The organism is Oceanobacillus sp. AG (assembly GCF_009746545.1).
Taxonomy (GTDB): domain Bacteria; phylum Bacillota; class Bacilli; order Bacillales; family Amphibacillaceae; genus Oceanobacillus; species Oceanobacillus indicireducens.
In genome coordinates this window covers 1-23,365 of sequence record NZ_WOWT01000042.1, presented here as the reverse complement: position 1 = coordinate 23,365, position 23,365 = coordinate 1, and the positions used below count along the sequence as shown (strand labels likewise).

Annotated in this window: 20 protein-coding genes; 9 read left to right on the top strand and 11 right to left on the bottom strand. The window is 38.9% G+C overall.

Annotated elements, in window-relative coordinates:
• Window positions 1-670: 670 nt before the first annotated feature.
• From GN217_RS17275 to GN217_RS17255, 5 genes are all read right to left on the bottom strand, one after another.
• The gene (locus GN217_RS17275) at window positions 671-2,515 is read right to left on the bottom strand and encodes an SLC13 family permease (RefSeq protein ID WP_156857904.1); all 1,845 of its coding nucleotides are present in this window, start codon (window positions 2,513-2,515) and stop codon (window positions 671-673) included.
• Window positions 2,516-3,030: 515 nt separating this feature from the next.
• Window positions 3,031-4,011 (bottom strand): polyprenyl synthetase family protein, encoded by a 981-nt coding sequence (locus GN217_RS17270; RefSeq protein ID WP_156857903.1) that lies wholly within the window; start codon window positions 4,009-4,011, stop codon window positions 3,031-3,033.
• A gap of 3 nt (window positions 4,012-4,014) precedes the next feature.
• On the bottom strand, window positions 4,015-4,623 hold the full coding sequence (locus GN217_RS17265) for a Gx transporter family protein (RefSeq protein WP_156857902.1): 609 nt from the start codon (window positions 4,621-4,623) through the stop codon (window positions 4,015-4,017).
• A 32-nt stretch (window positions 4,624-4,655) separates the two neighbouring features.
• The gene (locus GN217_RS17260; protein WP_156857901.1) at window positions 4,656-5,081 is read right to left on the bottom strand and encodes a NusG domain II-containing protein; all 426 of its coding nucleotides are present in this window, start codon (window positions 5,079-5,081) and stop codon (window positions 4,656-4,658) included.
• 42 nt (window positions 5,082-5,123) lie between these two features.
• The gene (locus GN217_RS17255) at window positions 5,124-7,016 is read right to left on the bottom strand and encodes an FAD-dependent oxidoreductase (protein ID WP_156857900.1); all 1,893 of its coding nucleotides are present in this window, start codon (window positions 7,014-7,016) and stop codon (window positions 5,124-5,126) included.
• 280 nt (window positions 7,017-7,296) lie between these two features.
• Between GN217_RS17255 and pplA the strand changes: the two genes are divergently transcribed.
• From pplA to GN217_RS17225, 6 genes are all read left to right on the top strand, one after another.
• Window positions 7,297-8,217: an extracellular electron transfer flavoprotein PplA gene (gene pplA / locus GN217_RS17250; protein ID WP_156857899.1), complete on the top strand. Its 921-nt coding sequence runs from the start codon at window positions 7,297-7,299 to the stop codon at window positions 8,215-8,217.
• 334 nt (window positions 8,218-8,551) lie between these two features.
• Window positions 8,552-9,601: an FAD:protein FMN transferase gene (locus tag GN217_RS17245; protein WP_156857898.1), complete on the top strand. Its 1,050-nt coding sequence runs from the start codon at window positions 8,552-8,554 to the stop codon at window positions 9,599-9,601.
• Between the two features lie 3 nt (window positions 9,602-9,604).
• The gene (gene menA / locus GN217_RS17240; RefSeq protein WP_156857897.1) at window positions 9,605-10,549 is read left to right on the top strand and encodes a 1,4-dihydroxy-2-naphthoate polyprenyltransferase; all 945 of its coding nucleotides are present in this window, start codon (window positions 9,605-9,607) and stop codon (window positions 10,547-10,549) included.
• Between the two features lie 235 nt (window positions 10,550-10,784).
• Window positions 10,785-11,594, top strand: a complete 810-nt coding sequence (locus GN217_RS17235) for an energy-coupling factor transporter ATPase (protein ID WP_156857896.1) — start codon at window positions 10,785-10,787, stop codon at window positions 11,592-11,594.
• Window positions 11,585-12,442 (top strand): energy-coupling factor transporter ATPase, encoded by an 858-nt coding sequence (locus GN217_RS17230; RefSeq protein WP_156857895.1) that lies wholly within the window; start codon window positions 11,585-11,587, stop codon window positions 12,440-12,442. The genes GN217_RS17235 and GN217_RS17230 overlap by 10 nt, the downstream gene beginning before the upstream one ends.
• Entirely contained in the window at window positions 12,439-13,236 is a 798-nt protein-coding gene (locus GN217_RS17225) for an energy-coupling factor transporter transmembrane component T family protein (protein WP_156857894.1), read from the top strand. The genes GN217_RS17230 and GN217_RS17225 overlap by 4 nt, the downstream gene beginning before the upstream one ends.
• Before the next feature lie 22 nt (window positions 13,237-13,258).
• On the opposite strand, the gene GN217_RS19290 is transcribed toward GN217_RS17225, so the two are convergent.
• Window positions 13,259-13,381: a hypothetical protein gene (locus GN217_RS19290; RefSeq protein ID WP_255454418.1), complete on the bottom strand. Its 123-nt coding sequence runs from the start codon at window positions 13,379-13,381 to the stop codon at window positions 13,259-13,261.
• Window positions 13,382-13,386: 5 nt separating this feature from the next.
• Window positions 13,387-14,019, bottom strand: a complete 633-nt coding sequence (locus tag GN217_RS17220; RefSeq protein ID WP_198042713.1) for a LiaF transmembrane domain-containing protein — start codon at window positions 14,017-14,019, stop codon at window positions 13,387-13,389.
• Window positions 14,020-14,261: 242 nt separating this feature from the next.
• Here GN217_RS17220 and GN217_RS17215 point away from each other — a divergent pair, with 242 nt between their 5' ends.
• The gene (locus GN217_RS17215; RefSeq protein WP_156857892.1) at window positions 14,262-14,453 is read left to right on the top strand and encodes a hypothetical protein; all 192 of its coding nucleotides are present in this window, start codon (window positions 14,262-14,264) and stop codon (window positions 14,451-14,453) included.
• Window positions 14,454-14,669: 216 nt separating this feature from the next.
• Here GN217_RS17215 and GN217_RS17210 read toward each other — a convergent pair whose 3' ends face one another.
• The 4 genes from GN217_RS17210 to GN217_RS17195 all read right to left on the bottom strand — a co-directional run bounded on the left by GN217_RS17210 (window position 14,670) and on the right by GN217_RS17195 (window position 21,017).
• Window positions 14,670-16,319, bottom strand: coding sequence for an FAD-binding dehydrogenase (locus tag GN217_RS17210; RefSeq protein WP_156857891.1), 1,650 nt, complete (start codon window positions 16,317-16,319; stop codon window positions 14,670-14,672).
• Window positions 16,320-16,881: 562 nt separating this feature from the next.
• Window positions 16,882-18,660 carry a pyruvate kinase gene (locus GN217_RS17205; protein WP_156857890.1) on the bottom strand — a complete coding sequence of 593 codons (1,779 nt, stop codon included), beginning with the start codon at window positions 18,658-18,660 and terminating at the stop codon, window positions 16,882-16,884.
• A 75-nt stretch (window positions 18,661-18,735) separates the two neighbouring features.
• On the bottom strand, window positions 18,736-19,959 hold the full coding sequence (locus tag GN217_RS17200; protein WP_156857906.1) for an MFS transporter: 1,224 nt from the start codon (window positions 19,957-19,959) through the stop codon (window positions 18,736-18,738).
• 14 nt (window positions 19,960-19,973) lie between these two features.
• Window positions 19,974-21,017 (bottom strand): ArsR/SmtB family transcription factor, encoded by a 1,044-nt coding sequence (locus tag GN217_RS17195; protein WP_156857889.1) that lies wholly within the window; start codon window positions 21,015-21,017, stop codon window positions 19,974-19,976.
• Window positions 21,018-21,355: 338 nt separating this feature from the next.
• On the opposite strand from GN217_RS17195, the gene GN217_RS17190 reads away from it, so the two are divergent.
• Window positions 21,356-21,997, top strand: coding sequence for a site-2 protease family protein (locus tag GN217_RS17190; RefSeq protein WP_156857888.1), 642 nt, complete (start codon window positions 21,356-21,358; stop codon window positions 21,995-21,997).
• 339 nt (window positions 21,998-22,336) lie between these two features.
• Entirely contained in the window at window positions 22,337-23,215 is an 879-nt protein-coding gene (locus GN217_RS17185) for a DUF1565 domain-containing protein (protein WP_156857905.1), read from the top strand.
• The last annotated feature ends 150 nt before the right edge of the window (window positions 23,216-23,365 follow it).

Sequence of the window (23,365 nt, the reverse complement as noted above, 5' to 3'; positions counted from 1 at the left end):
TATCGTAGAAATAATCGCTTCGTACTTTTGGGTAGGTTCCATGTTGTATAATTCTTGGATGCCAAATAGGCTTGGTTGTCGTATAATGGTCATAAGAAGCACTCCTTCAGTCTTTTTATGGTTTTGTGGATATTACCATTATACAAGATTTGGGGAGGTGCTTCTTTTTTCATCTCTCAAAACCGATGGGAGACAAGCGGTAAGAATTATGAAATTCATTCACATATTTTCTTATCTTCCTAATTGTCATTCTCCTCTCTAAATAAGAATTTAATGTTTTATTCACTACACCCTAACATATAACCAAACCTAACCATATTTCCCAATTTTTACGACATTCTACAAAAAAGATTAATTAGAACTATTTATTCTTTCTGAATATAGTTCCTATGAATGAGCCAACTATGGCAATAACAATAACAGTTAAGACCTTATTCCACGATAAATAACTTTGATCCACCAGAAAAAAGATAGTAAAATTAAGGCACTTATTCCGCCTAAACTAAATGTTATCGCATAAAACATTGTCCTTTTAAGAGTTTATTTTTCATAAACAACCTCCTGAAAAATTAATAAAGCGCATCGTTTTTATGAGATATATGGATTTGAAAAATGTGCATTTTGTTACCAGCTAAAACTCAATTAACTAGACTGCGCTTCTTGAATTCTCCTATAGTGGCACAAATAACGGAATGACAATCATCATAATTAGAAATAAAATCAACTGTAATGGGACACCAATTTTGATAAAGTCAAAGAACTTATAGCCTCCTGCCGTCATCACCATGGCATTTGTCGGTGAGGAAACCGGTGTTGAAAATGCCATATTGGCTGCAACCGCAATCGCAACCATGAATGTATATGGATTTGCATCAATTGCTAACGCTGCGTTCATGGCAATTGGTGCAAATAGCACGGCTGTAGCTGTATTACTGATGAACAAACCAAAGGTCATTGTCAAAAAATATAGTCCGGCAAGTATTCCGAGCGCACCAAATCTACCAAGCGAATCAATAATTGCTTCCGATAGGAGAACCATGCCGCCTGTCTTCTCTAAGGCAGTAGCCATTGGAATCATTGCTGCAATCAAAATGATGCTCTCCCAATTCATTTCACTATAAGCATCATCCATATTCCGCAGGCACCCTGTAAGCACCATAAGCACGGCACCGATTAACACGGAAATGACAGGTGCAAAGACTTCAAATACCATTAACAGAACCATGAAAAACATAATCAAGCCGGCAATTGGAGCTTTGCCAGTAGCCGATGCTTTTCCTGCATACTCCCTCGGCTGACCGATAACAACGACATCTTTTGTTTCCTTTGCTAAGAGTTCAATATCATCCCATGCCCCTTGAACGAGCAAAGCATCTCCAAATTTCAAGCGCTGGGAAGACATCTTCTGCAGAACATAATCCCCTTTGCGATTAATGCCTACTACATTTAAATTGTACTTTTCTCTAAAGTCGATTTTTTTAATCGTTTTATTAATAAACGAGGAATGCGGTGTCAATAGTACCTCAACTAAGCCAAGCTCCTTAGAAAGCAAATCAACTGCCTCATTCCCGTTTTTCTGAAGCTCCAATGAATAATCTTCACATAGCTTTTCGACCATCGTGCTTGAACCTTTCAGTAAAAGCGTATCATTTTCCATAATTGTAACTGTTGGTCCCGCCATCTGCTGGTAGGAACTCGGGAAAATTCGATAATCTTCATTCGATCTTCTGGCAATTTTAAGAATAAAAATTTGATAAACTGCTGGAAGTTTCAATTGTGCCAGGGCTTTCCCGATCATGCTAGACCCAGCAGATACCTTTACACTGTACAGACTCTCTTCTAAATTATAATCATCCGTCAATTGGCTAGGAGAAAGCTGGTGTGCTTTATCACTCGTTCCTTTACTTTTTATATCTGGCAGAAGGCGATTTCTTGTAAAATATAAATAGAGAATACCGACAATGAGTGCCGTGATGCCAATCGGTGTAATTTGGAAAAAGTTTAAGGCCTGGTAACCTGCTTCACTTAAAGTCTCGCTTACTATGATATTCGCTGGGGAAGCGATCAACGTCAGAAGTCCAGTTAGACTCCCGACATAAGATAAAGGAATCAAATACTTTGATGGACTGCTTTTTATACTAATAGCGATACTAATCACAACCGGCAGCATAAGCGCAACGGTTCCGGTATTACTCATAAAGGCCCCGACAAAACTGACAATAATCATCAACAGAAAAAAGAGCTTCGTTTCACTTTCTCCCGCAAAACGGAGCAATAGATTACCTGCCTGCTGGGCAAGACCTGTCCGTAATAATCCTGCACCAACTACAAATAAACCAGCAATCATAATGACTACCGTATTTGCAAAGCCTGCTAAAGCTTCCGCAGGTTCGAGAATTCCCGTAATGACTAATGCCATCAGTGCTAATATCGCCACAAGGTCTGCCCGTAAGCGGCTCCCCATAAAAAGTATTATAGTCACAAACAAAATGATAAAGGTAAGCGTCATTTCCATTGGCTTGATCCCCTTTTCGAACATTTCCACTGTATCTTCTATTTTGGCTGATTTGTGAAAAGAAAACAACTGGGGGTTTAATCTCCCTTTAGCATATTCATCTTACTTTAATGGGAAAACAACTGGGGGTTATTTTCCCATCAGCATGTTCTTCTTACTTTAATGGGAAAACAACCGGGGTTTATTCTCCCATCAGTATATTCATCTTACTTTAACGGGAAAACAACTGAGGTTTATTTTCCCTTAAAGGCTAGGGGCGCTTAATTAGGATGATTTGCTTAATATTTTCAGGGTGCGAAAGTTGAGTTAATAAGGAGTACCCGGAAATGGGGGGCTTCGATAACTTGAAAAAGCAATCACTTCCGGGCATGAGGGCATATTACAAGTTGCTTTGCAGAACAAAGGCGCAGCGCGGACGTGGCTAGCCCTCGATACCTGTGTTATCACAGCATTTTTATTTAATAGTTTCTTATACAAGATGCAAAACTTGAGAACCATACTTAACCAAGCATTACTTACATACTTCGCACAAGCAAAGTCGCCATCACTTCTTGAATAATCGACTTATATTCACCATTAGGAAGCTTTTTTAACTGTTTAATCGCTTTATCTGTATATTTTTCAGCGAGTTGCTCTGCTTTTTCCAAGCCGTGATAGTGATCAACTAAGTTCATTACTTCCTCGAGATCATGATCAGTCATGGCCTCACCTTTTGCTAGAAGGTCATGAAATACGGAAGGCTTATTCTGAAGAACATAAATGAGTGGTAAATTATATATGCCTTGGCGAATGTCTGACATTACTGGTTTACCGAGTGCTGAAAAATCAGACCGATAATCAAGAATATCGTCCTTAATTTGAAACGCCATACCAATATTATGGCCTATATTCCTGGAAATCATGGCCACTCTGCGCGAAGACTGACTCAATACCGCTCCCGAGTAGCAACTGATTGCAAATAGTTGAGCTGTTTTCCCGGCAATTCTAGTTAAATAGTCTTTAACCGATACGTTAAATTGATAACGGGAATTTAATTGTTCGAGCTCTCCACTTAAAATTTTTTCCATTCCACGAGCGTTGAATTCTAGATCGGCAAGGGATGTTGCATGATTAGCTAAAATTGTAAAACAAACACTGAACAAATAATCACCAGCATAAATGGCAATTTTATTTCCTTCATCGGCATGTATAGTCTGAACACCCCGACGATGACTGGCTTCATCAATGACATCATCATGAATAAGTGTTGCAAGATGTAAACATTCGATTGCTGCTGAAACTGCGATGGCATCCTCTTTTTTATAGGATGGACCAATATTCGAGCATAATAATGTGAAGGCGGGACGGAGCAACTTTCCGCCTGAATAAACCATTTCTTTGATTCTCTCTTCTACAGCTTTATTACGAACATGAATCCGTGAATCTATTAAAGAAAGCACATCGGCTAAATCTTGTTTCAACTCTGGATAACTATCCCACATCGCATGTACTTTCATTATTTATACCTCCTCTTGACTCTGATAGAGAATAGATGATTGCTGTAAAACTTTATCCTTTATCGTTTTTTCTTTTTTCGTCGTCTCCACTTTTTGCAAATACATATAATAATCAAGCTTTTCTACATGCTGTAATAAATAATTCGCGATGATTCCGATTGCGATTCCCGCTAAAATTCCAATGAAAGACAACACCGGTAAATATAGCAGCACCGTCCATGTTTGGGCGATGAAACTTGCTACAACCAATTGGCCAACGTTATGTAAAATTGCTCCTGCTGCACTCACGCCGATTAAGCTAACACGCATCGGTCCAAGTTTTTTTACAAGCCACATCCCGATAAAGCTGATGATGGCTCCAGCTAAGCTATACATAAACGTAGAAATGGTGCCACCAAGTAAAGTTGTTAATACAACACGGATACCGACTACTTTTGCAGCATCTTTTACAGGAAGGGTATAAAGCGCCATAATTGTAATAATATTGGCAAGTCCGAGTTTTGCCCCTGGTGCAAAAGCAAAAGGAAAAGGGATTGCCCGCTCCACAATTCCGATAATGACGGCTTGTGCAGCTAATAATGAAATATAGACGAGACGCTCATTTCGTGTCATTCCCTTCCCCCCTTTACTTTTAAAATATTTCCTCACGAACTGATAATGATATCGCTCACCGGTTCGTCACTCATCGTTTGAATTTCAATAATCATCCGATGAGGTAGACAAACAATTGTTTCACCTGGTTTGCTGATGAAACCTTGATGGACATCAATCTGATCTGGGCAATTCGCTGATTTAACCCTTATTTCTTCATCAATGACTTCAACTATATTGTAATTCGAGTCAGAAGAGAGAATATCAAAGACTTCAACACCTTCATTGCCTGTAAGCGTGACTCGTTGCACTTCTTCATTATCTACAGAAATAACCGCCACGCTTACAGATTCCCCATCGGCATATTTTGTCTGTATGAAAGTAAAAATAACGAAGGGAAGAAAAGATAAGATAACAAGTGCAATCACGATAATAATATCCCAACGTTTAACCGTCCGGTATAGCTCTTTCAATTCCATCTCTCCCCTTTTACAGGCATGATTAAAATTTACTTTACAGTTTTATTCTTGATGATCCCTATAGATGCCCCGTTCTTTTCCGTACCACCAGTTACCGACTTTCTCTTGTAAAAACGGCACAACCCAGTAGTCCAGACCAAACGTTCTGCCAGAACCATTCATTAGAGCAATCGATGCAGGAAGGGCCCAAACCTTATCCCAACCGAGCATGGCAGTTAGAGTGAACATGACTAAGAAACCGGAACTTGCTAAGTTTGCAAGCCATGTAAATAGACCAAATAGAATCGCCAATCCCATTGCTAGTTCAATAAACACCATCATTTTTTGCATAAAGATAGCCATCTCTGGCGTTGGCAGCATGATTTTCATGATCCATTCGAACCAACTAGGCATACTACTTAAGATTGGTGTTGCCCAGTCCCCGGAAGCAGCTTCACTGGCAGCGGCCGTTGCTTCAGTCGCTCCTGATGTTGCGGTTTGCAGCCATTCAAACGGCATTTTCACGGAGTCGGAAACAATCCATGAATCTTCACCGAGTCCTTTGAACAGCAATGGTACATTTGACCAGCTGGATGTCGCTTTTTCCCAAGTACCTTCACCCCATAATTTTGTAGCGCCCTCTACAATCCAGAATCCCCCAACAAAGATACGTAGCGGTATGCTCCATAACACGTTTCCATACCGATTGACAAGATTCCGGAATACATTTCGTTTGTCTTTTGAGTGGAAAAACTCATCGAATATATAGTGGAACATATAGTATCCACTACCGATGCCAAATAGATATACGAGGTCCACCATGTACTTAATAAAGTTCGCCAACCAACCGCTGACGCGCATCCCCATTAAGTTGGCGACACCATATCTGGTGCCGATGGACACCATAAAACCATGGTACTTTCCTTTATAAGCTTTTTTCTCTCCACCGCTGATTTCACTGATGACTGCATGGGCTGCGGTCTCCGCAGTTAGTTCCGCTGCCTCGACAATTTGTGGTGTCGGTGTGCCTTCTTCTTCCTCATAGTAAGCTAAATCCCCAACGACATAGACATCATCTAGTCCTTCCGCTTCCATATATTCATTTACTTTTAAGCGTCCAGCTCTAGCGCTTTCCATATTGTAATTTTCCGCATCCGAATTCGCCTTTATTCCTGCCGTCCAAATCAATGTATGAGTTGGAATGATTTCGCCTGATTTTAAAACGATCTCTTCAGCTTTCACTTCAACGATAGGGGAATTCACTAATATATTGATCCCTTTTTTCTTCATATAGCGCTCCGCCTTCTCAGCGCTTTTTCGGTCCAACATATTCAAAATCGTAGGAGCCGCTTCGACGAGGTTTAATGTGATCTCTGATTCATCGAGTTTATTATCTTTTGCCAACCGTTTTCTCCATTCCATTAGTTCCCCAATCATTTCAACACCAGTGAAGCCGGAACCACAGACAGTAAAGGTCAATAGAGCGCGGCGTACTTCCAGATCGTGTTCCCTGGAGGCCCGGGCTACCGACTTTTCAATGTGCTGACGTAGTTTGACGGCATCCTCAACGGACCAAAGTGTAAACCCATGCTCACTTACTCCAGGCGTACCGAAGTCGTTCGGCTCTGCACCCATACCTAAGATTAAATAATCGTAATTGAAAGTACTTTGTTTTGTTGTAATCACTTTATTTTTATGATCAACATGTTCAACAACATCAGTTACAAGTTTCACCTTCGTGCGGTTAAACAGCCGTCGCAGGTCAAATTGAACAGCATCTGGCTCAACCCGGTGCGCCGCGACTTCATGCAATGAAGTCATCATGGTGTGATACGAATCTCGATCAATTAACGTTATCGATACAGAGGGATCCTTTTTATATTTCTTTGCAAGTCTCTTAGCTGCATGAACACCAGCATAACCGGCACCGATAATCACAATATTTTTTTCTGCCAATGGAAATCACTCCTTAATTAAGAAAATATGAATTGATATTTAGTACATATAATGTTCATCCATTCACAATATAACGCAATAATTTTTTCTTGTCTATAGCGTTCACACAATAGTCATTTATCATATTTTTTACCATTAGTACGTTGTAAACGTTAATATAATGCAGATTATAGTTAACCATTCTTCCTTACAAAAATAGTTTACATTACAACATTCGCATGCTAATATAAGGGTGAATGTGTGATTATATTCACAATTAAATAAGTAAAGGATGATTCAGATGAAGTGGAAAAATTTTATAGGCGTATCAGTTTTAGGGCTTGCATTAACCTTTTCATTAGCTGCTTGTGGAGAGGAGGATGCACCAAGTAAAGATAATGAGACAGATCAGGACGCAGCTACTGAGGAAACAGAAGAAACGGCAGCTAAAGAAGTCGTAGCAGGAGCACCTCTACAAGACGGGACCTATTCATTATATGAAACTGAAATAGGGGAAACTGGCTGGAAAGTCGTTATGGAAATGACAGTAGAAGATGGAGAAATCACTTCTTCAGATTTTAATTATGAAAATGAAGACGGCGAGTTAAAGACAGAGGATGAGGAATACCAGGAAACCATGTCGGAAGAGTCCGGTACAGGCCCTCAAAATTTCATCCCTGAACTGAATGATGCTCTCGTGGCCAATCAAAATGCTTCAGAAGTTGAAGTAGTTACTGGTGCAACAAGTTCATCTCATACATTCATCAACTATGCTCAACAGTTGATCCAAGCAGCACAGTCTGGTGACACAACACCAATCGAAATCGAAAATACAAATGAGCTTATCGACGGTGAATACAGTCTTTCAGAGAAAAACATTGACCAAACCGGCTGGAAAACGGAGCTTACCATTACAGTTGAGGACGGAAAAATCACTGAATCCGATTTTGTTTATCTCAATGAAGATGGAGAGTTGAAAATCGATGATGATGAGTACCAAGAACAAATGGCGGATATTTCCGGCACAGGCCCTCAAGATTTTATTCCTGAATTGAACGAAGCACTTGTTGAGACACAAGATGCTAATGCAGTAGAAGTTGTTTCTGGTGCGACATCTTCCAGCAAGTCTTTCCAAATGTACGCTGCACAATTAATCAATGCAGCCCAAAAAGGGGACACAACCCCGATCGAAATTGACAATATCGTTTATGCGGAAGAATAAAGAGAACATATAAGTTACTTGATGGGAAATATCAAAGGCGCAAGCGCCCGGATAGCAACGTACAAACTGGAGCACTTCGGAATGAGATAAAGGAAACACAACGAACGATAGTGAGTTGATGTTGACTTATCGATTGGAGGAGTGTGAAGTTTGGGACTGCGCACTGCTCGTCCCACCAAAAGATCTGCTAGTTGCTGGGCGCTGGAGCCGGACGTGGCTGGCCCCGGATACTAAGTTATCACAGCATTTTAATTTATAGTTTCTTATACAATTAGAAAAAACGATTTAGCTTCTAATTTCCCTCCTCAAGTTTAATGGAAAGTGGTGAGGAATCATGAAACACCTTAAATGGTTTTGGATTAGTTTACTCATACTGCTTGTCGGGTGTGGCGTGTCAGCCGAAACAGAAGGCGTGACAGTAGATCCGCATAGTAAGACAGATTTTCTAATGGGGACAGTGGTAACCGTCAAAATTTACGATGAAGACAAAGGGGACGTGCTTGAACCGGTTTTTAACCAAATTGAGCAGTTAGCCGATGAGCTTTCTTCCAACGAGGAAGGTTCTGTTATCGATGAAATTAATCAACATGCCGGGTCAGCACCAATTGAAGTTCCAAAAACGAGCTATGACCTTATAAAGGAAGGGAAACGTTATTCCAAATTAGCAGATGGCTCATTTGATATTACGGTTGGCCCATTGACAAACCTTTGGCGCATCGGCTTTCCGGATGCAAGAAAACCAGATCAATCTGAAATTGATCAAGTATTACCGCTAATCAACTATCAATCTGTTCAACTTGATGAACAGGGGAGAACAGTATTTCTCATGCAGGATCAGATGCGGCTAGACTTAGGATCCATTGCGAAAGGGTTTATAACGGATCAAGTTGCGACAACATTAAAAGAACATGATGTATCTTCAGCGGTTATTGATCTTGGTGGAAACATTTATGTTTTAGGAGATAGTCCCCAATCGGGAGATACATGGACGATTGGCATTCAGGATCCTTTTCAAGCACGAGGTGAAACCGTCGGAGTTATCAAACAAAAGGATAAAACGGTTGTGACCTCCGGTATTTATGAACGGAATTTGGAAGTAGATGGACAAACCTATCATCACTTATTGAATCCAAAAACCGGCTATCCATACGATAATGATATTGCAGGTGTATCCGTCATAACCGATTCTTCTACAGATGGTGATGCTTTATCAACCATTTTATTCACTAAAGGATTAAAAGACGGGTTATCCTTTGCGGAAAATATGAGTGGTCTCGAAGCGATTTTCATCAGTCGTGATAAAGAAATATATACGACATCCGGTTTGAAAGGTAATTTTGAGCTAACTAATGATCAATTCAAATTAGTTGAATGGAGAGGATAGGCCATGTCAATCCGCACATTTTTAAATTTAGTAGAAATCAAAACAAAAATTGCCAGTTTATTCCCATTCCTGCTTGGACTTTTATTTGTATTATACCGCTATGGAACTTTGGATTATATCAATACAATTTTATTTTTTAGCAGCATGCTCATCTTTGATTTTACAGCAACGGCAATTAATCAATACATGGACTATCAGAAAGCAACTAGCGATAGCTACCGGAAAGAAAGGAATATTATTGGACAAGCAGCTATTCCCGAGCGGCTTGTGATTACGACTATCATCTCCATGCTTGCAATTTCCTCCGCACTTGGGATCTGGCTTGTCTCCCAAACTGATTTACTGGTTTTATTCATCGGAATGCTATGCTTTGCAGTCGGCATCTTTTATACTTTCGGTCCGATCCCTTTATCCCGTATGCCACTCGGTGAAGTATTCTCAGGTGTCACAATGGGCTTCGGAATTCTTTTCCTCACCGTATATGTCAATGCTTTTGACAAGGGGATTGCGAATATTTCTTGGCAAGGAAGTTCCTTTCTTTTAAAGTTTGATATCCTCTTATTACTAGAAATCGGCTTGGTTTCCTTACCATGCGTTCTTACCATTGCTAATTTAATGCTCGCCAATAATATTTGTGATTTAGAGGAAGATATCGCCAATCACCGTTATACGCTTCCTTTCTACATCGGTAAAAAATATGCAATCTGGCTGTTTAACATATTGTACATCGTTACATTTATCGCAATTTCTATAGCAGCATTGCTCGGCATCCTGCCAAAAGCACTTCTGCTTTCACTTCTAATGATTAAACCGGTTTACAGTCATGTTGATGCGTTTAATCAGAAACAAAGCAAAACGGAAACATTCCCACTCGCCGGAAAGAACTTAGTTTTAGTAAATGGGACTATCGCCATCTTAATGTTAATTGTGATTGCTATACCGGCTTAATAAAGTGAAACTTCATTCAATGGGGGATATTACAGACCGTTAATACGTGATAAAGTGAAACTCATTCAGTGGGGTATCCTTACCTCCCCACTGAATGTTAGTTGAACAGAATCAGGTATTTACGGACTGTTTATCCCGACCCTTCACATATTGGGTTTCCCTCATGTTTAGAGGAGGGATATTACAGACCGTTAATACGTGATAAATCGCAAGCTTGCTCAAGGAGGGATGAAATATGGCACCGAGCATCGAAGTAAACAATTTGACCTATCGATATGATCTCCGAACAGAGACGAAGGCCCTTCTCTCTGTATCGTTCACTGTTCATCAAGGTGAATGGTTGGCGATCATCGGCAACAATGGATCTGGAAAATCAACACTTGCCCAATTGCTCACCGGGCTACTCGAACCCCAGCAAGGGTCCATTTTTATCGCCGATATGGAGATGACTGAGAAATCGAAATGGGAAATTAGGAACCGGATTGGGGTTGTTTTTCAAAATCCGGAAAATCAATTTATAGGATCCACTGTACAAGATGATGTTGCTTTTGGATTGGAAAACTTGAATATGGACTATAAAGAAATGAAAAAACGAGTTAATGAAGCGCTGAAAATGGTTGGCTTGTTTGAATATCGGCTGTATGATCCTTCCCATCTCTCCGGGGGACAGAAGCAGCGTGTAGCTATCGCAGGTGCTTTAGCCATGAAACCAGACGTATTAATACTAGATGAAGCCTTTGTTATGCTTGATCCAAGAAGCAGGCGTGAACTTCTGGAGACCATCCATGAGTTAAAAGTGAGCACCGATTTAACGGTCGTTTCCATTACACATGACATGACCGAAGTGGAGGCAGCAGATAGAGTCGTTGTTCTAGATAACGGTCAGGTTACGAATATTGGTAAACCAAGTGAAATTTTTACCCAAGAAAAGGAGTTGACCCCACCTCTTGGTGAAAAACTTAGACGTGCATTAGCGAAACGCGGGGCAAACGTACCGCAATCCTATATGTCACGGGAAGAAATGATGTGTTGGCTATGGAAATAAAAATGGAAGGAGTCTCTGCTGATTACGTAATTGGACCAATTCGCAACCCGCTCGTTCTGCAATCCATTGATTTACAAATAGAGTCCGGTTCGTATTCTGCTATTGTCGGACATACAGGTGCTGGAAAATCAAGCTTACTGAAAACGATCAACGGACTCTTGCTCCCGACTGCAGGAAAAATTGAAGTTGGCCAGGACATCATTAAACAAAAGAATAATAAACAAGCTCTAAAAAACATTCGAAAAAAAGTCGGGATGGTCTTTCAATTTCCAGAGGCGCAATTGTTTGCTGAAACGGTTGAAAAAGACATTTGCTTTGGTCCACTAAACTTCGGTGTACCGCTAAAACAGGCACAACAGATTGCAAAAGAAGTCATGCAACTTGTCGGACTCCCCCTTCATCTCTTGAATAAATCTCCACATTCATTATCCGGTGGACAAAAACGCCGCGTTGCCATTGCAGGAATACTAGCAATGGAACCAGAAATTCTCGTACTAGATGAACCTGGTGCCGGCTTGGACCCAAAAGGAAAAAATGAGATCATGAGGTTAATTAAGTCACTGCACCAGGAGCGTAATTTGACCACTATCCTCGTAACCCATGATATGGATGACGTTGTGCACTATGCAGACAAGATCATTGTGATGGAAAATGGACGCATTGTAAGGAATGGCGATTTGCGATCCGTTTTTTCAGATCGTCTAGCGATTAAAAAGTGGCATCTTGATCTACCTGAAGCGTATCAATTTCAGTTGGAAATTGAAGAAAGAACGGGCATCGAACTACCAGATATTTGCTTTACTGTTGATGAACTTGCTGATGCACTGATGGAGGTGGGTCTCGCGTGAATAAATTAACGTTAGGCAGGTATGTACCCGGGGATTCAATTCTTCACCAACTGGACCCGCGGGCAAAGCTTGTCAGTGGTTTTTACTTTATAATCGTCCTATTTATCGCAAACAATTGGCAAACTTATCTATTGCTTTGGCTGTTTACATTAGGTGTCATGCGGTTATCAAAGGTTCATTTGTACACTTATTTTAGAGGGGTCCGCCCTTTGATCTGGCTCATCCTGTTTACTGTGGTGCTACAGATGTTATTTACGGCAGGAGGAACAATCTATGTCGAATGGGGTCCAATCAGAATATCAGAATTTGGCCTCATTAATGGGGTCTATATCTTTTGCCGGTTTGTAATGATTATATTCATCTCCACTGCGATTACATTAACAACGAAACCAATTGATTTGACTGATGGAATTGATTCATTGCTAGGCCCTTTACGAAAGCTCAACATCCCAGTCGATGAAATATCTCTGATGTTATCTATTTCATTACGGTTTATCCCCAACCTTCTAGATGAAACCCAGAGAGTCATGGACGCCCAACGAGCCCGGGGAACTGAATTTGGTGAAGGCTCGCTCGTCCAACAAATGAAGACTCTCGTTCCAATCTTTCTCCCGCTCTTTACAAATTCGTTAAACCGGGCAGAGGAATTGGCGAATGTGATGGAAGTCAAAGGATATCAATCTGGCATAAAACGATCATCATTCCGTAAACTCAGATGGAAAACATGTGACACTATTACCCTATGCGTAATGGCTGCACTAACCATAGGGCTCATCCTATTACGCCTTAATTAACATAGTAGGAATAGATAGAACCCTATTTTTCAAAATAAAAAGTGGCTGATTCAGTAAAGGGGCCATTAAAGCCCTTTTGAAAAAAGCCACTTCCTTTTATTTCTTTACCTTTATAACTTTCATTCGTAGTTTTGATGGTTCCCATGTTTTTTAATTCCTAATCTCAACCCCGCCCAGAATCGTCAGGCAGTTTATTTTTAATACGGAAACTTCCTCTTTTTCTCTTCTGACTCTTGTCCTATCCTCCCAACCACCAAGGATAGGCATTCCAGATATTTCAACCTGGACATTGTCTGGAACCTTCATTTCCACCCCACCTAGCACCGTCGTTAAATCAAGAGAAGCTCCATCCATAATAACCGCATCACGGAGATCTATTTCCGCTCCGCCTATAATTGCCGTCACAGACCCACCTTGAAAGGTTTGGGATTGACTATTAATCTCTGCACCGGAAAATAGCACGAATGTGTCTAAATCACTTTCCGTATGGAAGCTTTTTTCTCGTTTGACCCTTGTAAAGAGAATGACAATACCGAGAATAATGAAGATAATCGGCCAGATATACGCTATTAGATTCAAATCGAACCATTGATTCATTAAAAATATAAAACCGATCATTAAGAATATAAGACCTGAACTTGCGGAAGAATGTTTCCGATTGATCAGCTGGACCACTCCGATAATAATTAAAATAAATGGCCACCAATTAGAGAACAATTGTGGCAAATCAATAATGCCAGCTTGTTCTAGAAAAAAACCTAAACCAAGCAAGAGAAAAAGCACGCCTAACCATACTCTTCCTGATCTAACATACCTCCTTTATTTATCTTACATGGTAGTTCTTATTATTTGGGTGGCCGTTTTATTCCTTTAGGAGGAAATTTCAAAAGACAGCCTATTCAGAAATTCATCTAAAATAATCTAGTTTGTCAATAAGGTTCTTTAAGTCCTCTTTCCTCACTTCATTTTAGCAGCTTTTTACTCGATTATTTTTCATAATGTAGCTATAGGAATATATGAAATGAATGTTTTTAGAGAAAAAGAAAGTATTAACGATTATACATTTAAATATCGCGATATTATTTTCGAGCCTAAATTATTACGTTCAAGTAGCTTTAAAAGGAATTCCGCTCATTTTAAATAAACTGTTCGCCATTATTTTTGCTATTGTATTAGCTATGTTGCTTACTGTAACCGGTACTGTTTTCACTTATTAGTTTAAAAGTTAGATAAAGGTTGGTAAGTAATTGCGATGGATAATTTAATTCTAAGCTGCTAAAGTATATGACGTTTGCAGATCCATTATTATGTTTACATCTTCTGCAATCAATTTTATTCTTTTTGTTGGTCATCTTTTTTCCCGAAGTAGTAACGGGTTTACCATTATGAAAAAGAGCATTTCCCTATTTCCTTGGAAAATGCTCTTCTTACATTTAGTTTTGGCTTAATGATCGTCCGACTTGCCTGCCTGAAAATAGACATCCTCCTAAAAAAGTCCCTTCCAATGCGCGATATCCGTGCAATCCACCACCGCCGAACCCGGCAACCTCTCCAGCAGCGTATAGTCCAGGCTCAGGTTCCCCAAGTTCATTCATTACTCGTCCTTCGAGGTCGGTCTGTAGTCCGCCCAGTGTCTTCCTAGTCAGTATGTTCAACCGAACTGCCACAAGCGGTCCATTTTTTGGATTCAGGATTTTATGCGGTTTCGCCACCCGTATCAATTTATCCCCAATATAATTTCTAGCTCCTCGCAAGGCGGTAATTTGAAGGTCTTTCGTGAACTTATTCTCTATTTCGCGATCTCTTGCAAGCAGCTGCCGTTCAATATGTGCAACGTCCAATCGCCTGTCTCCCGTAATGTCATTCATCCCTTGTACTAACTTCTCCAATGAGTCTGCAACGACGAAATCTTCCCCTTTATCCATAAAAGCTTGAACAGGCGCCGGAGGTCCTGGCACTACTCTCGAAAGTACTTTCTTAATGCTTTTCCCAGTTAAATCAGGGTTCTGTTCAGACCCTGATAATGCAAATTCCTTTTCGATAATTTTGGCAGTTAGAATAAACCATGAATGATCGTAGCCGGTTTCTTGGATTGCCTGTAATGTGCCAAGTGTATCGAACCCAGGGAAATTCGGAGCGGGAAAACGGTTCCCTTTCGCATCAAGCCATATGGAAGAAGGGCCGGGAAGAATGCGAATGCCATGAGAGGGCCATATCGGATCCCAGTTTTTAATCCCTTCCGTATAGTGCCACATCCGATCTTTATTCACGACACGTCCACCGGCTTTTTCGGTGATTGATAGCATCCGCCCGTCCACATGCGCAGGAACGCCCGATATCATTCTTTCCGGCGGATTTCCGAGACGCTTCGGCCAATTCTCCTTTACCAAATCAAAGTTCGCACCAATCCCTCCACTGCATACAACGACAGCAGGCGCTTCATATGTAAACTCTCCAATGACGGCGCGTGAACTTGCTTCTCCCCTTTTTACATCGCTCGGTTCTAAGATTGATCCTCGCACGCCAATTATGGCACCATTTTTCGACAAAAGCTCATCGACCTGGTGTCGTGGTCGAAAGTCAACCAATCCATTTTGCATTCCCTCACGAACAATTTTTTCAAACGGTCGGACAATGCCGGGACCCGTTCCCCATACAATATGGAAACGCGGCACGGAATTGCCGTGTCCTTCCGCTAAATATCCCCCTCGTTCCGCCCACCCGACAACAGGAAAGAAACGGACACCGAGCGAATGCAGCCAATCCCTTTTTTCGTGAACTGCAAATTCTATATAAGCCTCAGCCCATTGTTTTGCCCAATGATCCTCATCATCTTCCCTATCAAACCCGGCACTCCCCATCCAGTCTTGCCTCGCAAGCTCGTAGGAGTCTTTTATGCCAAGGTGCCGTTGCTCAGGTGAATCAACTAAAAAAAGACCACCGAATGACCACCACGCTTGTCCCCCAAGAAATGCTTCGGATTCTTGATCTACTAATAAAACCTTTTTGCCCGCCCCGATCAATTCGGAAGTGGCAACAAGTCCCGCTAGTCCTGCCCCAACAACGATAACATCATAATCCATAAGTATTCCTCCCAAACACTTTGCTATCTCTTATTCGACAGCGAAGCGACAATTTTTTACGTCAAAGGACGTTAGCCAACCTAATCGATACATTTACTATCTTCATTATCTCATTAATTTTGATTGATTCCGAGTTACCATAAGCTTTGGAATAAAAGGGATAGGCCACAACAGTTGAATAAATTTGAACAAGTATTAAAAAACACCCTAAAACAAACTAATGAAATTACATTGATTGATATTCCAATGGGAGTGTAGAATATTACCGTTATTTATAGTAAAAGAGACCTTCCTTGCAATTACGAGAGAGGCTGATTAATTTCAAATTTTATTGTACGGTCTCCCGTCATACTTTAAAAGTGACTGATCTTGTGCTGAATCCAATCGCAGGATTCAGCCTTTTATTTGTGTGTTGAATTCTTTCCGATCCCTTATCCAATAAGGTTAGCATCCCCAACCCGAGGTTGTTGTCGGGCCTTATTTTCGGTTCCTAACAAATTTCTCAATAAAACAGAGCATTTATAGAATTTTAATGACTTTTTTCACAGGTTTCTTAGGATAATTAAAACCCATATTGAGCAAAAGGTATGATGGAATTTCTAATATTCAACATTTGATCCTCCTTCAATTCATCCAATTGCTGCAAGAATTTTATTGAACTGGAAATATGAGGACCTTTATTCATCATGATACAATCGGCTCGTAATCCCGTAAAGGCATCTGTAATCTCAGCCCTGAGTGGTATTCCTTTCTTATTCATGTGGTTAAGAACACTGGTTGCCCAAATAACCGGCACATGTGCAGCCCGGCAAAGCTCTAAGATTCCTTCTTGCACATTCGCCAGTTGTTCATAGCCGATCTCGATTGCTAAATCTCCTCTGGCAATCATCACACCGAATAAATCTAAATTCAACCCTTCCAGAATAATTTTAGATAAAGATAGAAGAGCGTGTTTTGTTTCTATTTTCGCAATGACACCGATATTTCTCTCTGTATATTGATCTAAATATCTCTTTACTATTCGAATATCATTTGGCTGATGAATGAAAGAAATTCCAACTAAGTCAACAAAGGGGGCAATCTCTGGTAAAATACTGATATCCGTTTCTGTAATGGCCGGAACATTTAAATAAACCTGTGAGTCTGGAAAGTTTACCCCTTTTTCAGGTTTAATTATTTCCCTCTCTTTTCTGGTAAGTGTAATCTTTATATCCAAGTAGGTATCTGTAACGTTCAATACAGCTGCACATATATTTCCATCATCAAAAAAAACCCTGTCTTTCGGTTTAACATTTTTTAATGCCTCCGGTATCGTAATCCCAATTGAAGCTGGTTGTTTATTATTTTTTGGTTTACCATGATAGCCATGGCTTTTATAGATTCTTAAGATATCTCCTTTTTTAACCTTAATGGTCGGCTGCCTTTCAAGTAGATTCGTCACTTTACTATGATGATCTTGACTCAATTTTATAGTGGTCTCCTCATTCAAAATAGCTGTTTTGTTTAATTCAACCTTCAGGCATCTGGCATCTATCATTTCCAGTACGGTGAAATGTCGTTTTCTTCCTTTGACGTCCGTAAAAGGAATGATTTGCCCCGGTGTAATATCTTTAAATTCCTTAATATTTAATTCAATTTTAAAAGCGTGTCGAATAGAAGGAACTATGCCTTGATTACTTACTAAATAGCCAATCGGGGAGTTTTTTTCTGTATTGATTACGAGTGGAGCCTGGATCTTTCTAAAATCGAACACCCGAATTTTGGGACCAGGTAGATCCACATAAATCTTGCACTTTACATCATTCAGCTCTTTTTCTGCGGCTCGAATGTTTTCAACAAGCTGCTTCCATACCGAGTAGTCATGGGCTAAGTTTATTCGGGCAATCGTCATCCCAGCCCTTAGTAATTCTTTAAAAATCTCCGGCCTCTCCAGCATCGTTTTATCTAAAGTAACCATAATGGAAATGGGATCTTCTTCTGATTTTCCCAATAATTTCTTGTTACGCTGTTTTTTTAAGAACACGGCATTGTTAAAATCAATATAATTTTCATAATGCTGATCATTAGAAGATAAATGGCTGATTATTTTATTCAATGAATATAAAATGTGGGGACTCATTTGCTGTATAGATGAAAATCCTTCTTTTATTAAATTAGAATGAAGCACTGGATTTAAAGGTTTCTGTAAACCCAAAAATGCACATAAGTTTTGTTTGCTTGCATCTGCTATATCAATATGATGACTTTTAGAAAAATCCATTAAACAGTGATTAATCTCGTTTCGTAATTGAGAAAGCTGATGTATGATTTCGTTCTTGTTGGAATCTGCTAACCTTTCCATAGCAATCACCTCATTAAAAATAATTTATGATTATTTTTTTCTCAAACACTTTTTATACCTGAATAGCTACCTCTCTCAAGAAACCATTTTTTCTTGACTACTCTTTCCATCAATAAATTTAAAATATGGTAAACAAATTCCTGCTAAGGAAACGATACTAATTAATAAACCGATCAAAAGGTACAATGGTCTTACACCAAACACTTCACTTAATAAACCACCAACAAGTACTCCCAACGGCATAACGCCCCTGATAATTAGCAAACGAACTGAAAATACCTTACCCATCAAGGCGTTTGGAACCACTTTTTGGATAATAGTTGTATTATGGATGCTAAAAACAGCCATTACTATACCTGCAATAGTTTCTGTTGTTATTGCTAATAGGATACTATAATTAAAGCATAGTGCAACGTAGGTTAGTCCCCCTATGAAAAGGGAACCGAGCATAAGATATCTACGACTTTTATATTGAATTCTTGTTACTAAAAAAGCACCTATTATGTATCCAATAGGAAATCCAGCCATGAAATATCCATATTCAGCATATGTCCCGCCTAATTCTTGCGTAATGTATGGTAGAGTTGTAACCATTGTCACTCCTACTCCAAATTGAACAAATGCTAAAAAAACTCCTAACCAAACAATTACTTTTTGAGAAAAGAAAAAAGAAATTCCTTCCGTGAAATCGGCTAACCATGTTTTTCTCACTTCTATATTACTTCTATTTTCTTGGATAAAAAGTAATGTAAAACCACTCATGATTAGCAAAGTACTCACTAAAATAAGGGTAATATGAACACCAATATACTCAATTACTATTCCAGCTATTATGGGAGATAAAAAGGTCATTAAACGGACTGTTCCATCAATATATGCATTTGCTGATTGTAATTCCTCTTTTTCTACAATGGTTGGCGTGATTGCATGATTAGCAGGCACATAAAATGGAGTGATTAATCCAACTACACACTGAACAGCATAAATTTGCCAAACTTCCAGGTTTCCCGCTAGTAATGCAGCTAACGGTAAGATAAATACAATCCCCCTTGTCCATTGCGAGAGTATCATTATCCATTTTCTACTCCAACGATCAATATAGGGGCCAATAAAAAGTTGCAGAATCAGTGATGGTATATAATACAAAAGCCACATACTACCAAGTGCCATAGTCGATCCTGTAAGTTGAAAGATTAATATTGAATTACAAAAGGTACCAAATGCTCCACCAAGTTCAGATATTCCATTTCCTAACCATGTAGCTACAAACGAACGGTTCTTAAATAGAGAAGAATTCATAAGTTCTCCTTTCATCATTGTTTGATGTACTGTTCTAGTTCCTTGAAGAGTAATTCTAACTCATTTGCTTTTAAGGAATATTTCCCTTCGATTATTTCAACCAGTTTAGCTGCACGTAATATTTTCAGATGATGATGAATGGTAGTCTTACCTATATTCAACTGTTCCGTAAGTTCCTGTAACGAATAGTCCGTTTCCGATAACAATTTTACTATTCGAAGTCTAATCTCTTCCCCTAACGCCTTATGCTTTAGTACTAAAAAGTTATTTGGCATATATTTATCATGTGGTGAAAGACTTTCGTTAGCTACTGGGTAGTAGAAAACTTTCGTATCTTGAATATCTGCTTCAATAACCCAAGGACGATAGACATATTGTGGAATGAGTAAAACCTTATGAACACTGGGCTCGGGAAGGTAGCTTATTCCACCTGTTGCCCACTGGACAAGTTCTTCAGAAGACATCTTTTCTTTCATGTGCTTTTTAGATTCATAATCGGTCCGTAAAATTCGAGTCGTCCGTTCTAATTCTGGTCTTAGCACAGCCTCATACCATAGTGTCATAACCTCAATTAAATGATCTTTTAGTTTTTGTGGGTCAGTTTTACTTATGAACTCGATATATTGAGGAAAAAATGCATTATCACTCGTTATCCGTTGCAGTTCTAAGATAGCACCCTCATTTCCAGTTGCAGCTTTTTCCCTTATGTGTTGGAAGTTCTCACCAATATAAGGTAAACAAGCAAATTTAAACTTTGTACCTTGTAATAAATTGACACTAGTACAGAATTCATTCAGGGTATTACTTTCATGTTGGTGAAGCAATTGTAATAATGCTTTCCAAGTATTATTTTTTTCAACGTAATCTAAATGGTGGTTAAGATTTTCAGAGAATGATCCTCTAAGTTCTTTCCAATAACTTGCTGGTTTCTCTAAAGTGTTGAGTAATCGTGAATTCGTTACTGCGGCTATCCCAAGAGCACATTCCCATAGAGCAGAATAAGTGAAATGGACTTCATATGTTTCTCTTTTTCTACCCGTTGCCTGTAAAATTTCCATATAATCACCTCTCGTAAATATCTTGTTGAAATAAATTATACAGAAACTAATACCTTAATTCAATAATAGTTGAATATAAAATTCAAATATAGTTGAATTTATTTCTTTTTATAACTTAATAAAAGCAAAAAACGTATTCTAGTAGGCTATTAGCGAGCTAATAGCCTAGCCTTCATGTTACAAGAAAAACGTCTGCTATCCTTTTGAAAGTTATGATATTATAAAAAAAGATTTGATTTTGGAAGGTATGTATGAAAATAGCAATAGAGTACTAAATTCCTTAACGGAGTATGTTGGATTAAAGGGAATTAATCGTTTGAAAACCGAAGTGTTATATTTTGATCAACTACCCAACTGGAGACAAAAATGCAAGTACCATCTATAGATCATTAGAGTTAATTGGAACGGTTGGAGCGGTTTTTAGAGAATTGGACGCCGAATTTATTGAAGAAGTACCGAGCAAGAGTTTTGGTCAGTCATTAACCAATACAGTAGAAGTGGGGGGTCTAAATAAAATGACAGCAGTGTTAGGTTATCTGATAGGACTTTTGATATATTCACCTTTTAATTTGATTATACATGAGTTAGGTCATGCATTCTTTATAAAGCTACTAGGTGGAAAGATAAATAAGATACAAATAGGTGTAGGGGGTCCTTTAATCAATTTAAAAGGGTTCTCTTTCAATAAATACTTTTTTATATTAGGATATGTTGACTTTGATTATAGTACTGTGAAGATTAAAAATAAAATAGGGGATTTCTTCATTATATTTGGGGGAGTTTTATTCAATATTATTTCACTAATTATAGTTATTCTAATCTTCAACGCTTACAATCCAAATAGTTTTCTGAAAGGATATTATATAGGTTTTACAATCACGTTGATAATCAGTGCATTAATACCTGTAACATATCCAAATGGATATGACAGTGATGGTAAGAACATTTTCAAACTATTAATAGGAAATAGGAAATACTGATAGAGGGTGAAAATATGGAAGTTAAAGAGCAAATCCATAGATAGCAGCTGAAATAGTAGTAAAAGTAAATTCGCCAGAAAATGAATGCTGAAAAAGGTTCTCAGCATTCATTTTCTTTGAAGTTTACCTAAAAATAGATATTGACTTCTAATTTAAAAATAGGCATTAAAAAAGGGGATAGGGTGCTTGCTCGTTTGGGTTATGGGCCTTGGTTAATCATTTCGTGTTTCCCCCCCTCAGCTTCTGACAATTTTTAAAACTGACATAATGCTTTCCAAACAATTGATAGAGACTTATACTTATTTAAATATCGTAAAGCAATTTATAATGGAGGAAATGATGAAAAAATGGATTATTTTAATTTTGACTATAGCAATAATAGGTTGTGGTTTTGCGCTATACCATGTCATGGATAACAGCGGCAGTACTCATACAATTTATGTTTCTATAAATGGAGACGACAAAAATAACGGCACAATCTCAAAGCCTTATCGAACGTTTAAAAAAGCAGCGCTAGAAGCGAAGGCAGGAACGGTTGTATATATTCGGGAGGGCATTTATAATGAACAGCTTATCGTCCAGCATAGCGGCACAAAGGAGAAACCTGTTGTATTTAAAGCATATAATCAGGAGAAAGCAGTAATTAGTGGAGAGAGTCTAAAGCAGTTAGAAGGCGATATACCTTTAGTAACAATTGAGGATAATAACTATGTTACTATCAGCGGATTAACAATACAGGATTTGACAACAGAAGTAAGTGATCATACGGTTATCGGCATATTTGTGACTGGTTCAAGCAGCCATATTCATTTGGAAAATAATCACGTACATGATATAAAAACACTGGCTGATGATGGAAATGCCCATGGAATTGCTGTATATGGAACGGATGGAATGAAGGATATTGTAATCGTAAATAACACAGTTGAAGATTTAATTCTTGGTGCTAGTGAATCGATTGTGCTCAATGGCAATATAGACGGATTTACGGTGGAAGGCAATCTTGTTCGGAGAAATAATAATATTGGTATTGACCTGATTGGTTTTGAAGGCATTTCAAATGATCAAAATGCCGATTTTGTGCGTAATGGGTATGTAACAAATAATGTAGTGTATGAAATATCTTCATTCGGAAACCCAGCATATGGAGAAGAATATGCTGCAGGCGGCATTTATATTGATGGTGGAAAAAATATTATTCCTAAATTGCAATATTAAATGCAACACTTTATGTGAAACCACTATATAAGGTTTTTATGTCAATTTGTTGATTGTGTGGCCTAGGCCACACAATCAACAAATTGCGCAAAATTTTCCTCCGGGGTCTCGTAGTTTAATATTTTCCGGGGGAATGTGTTCATCCAGTTG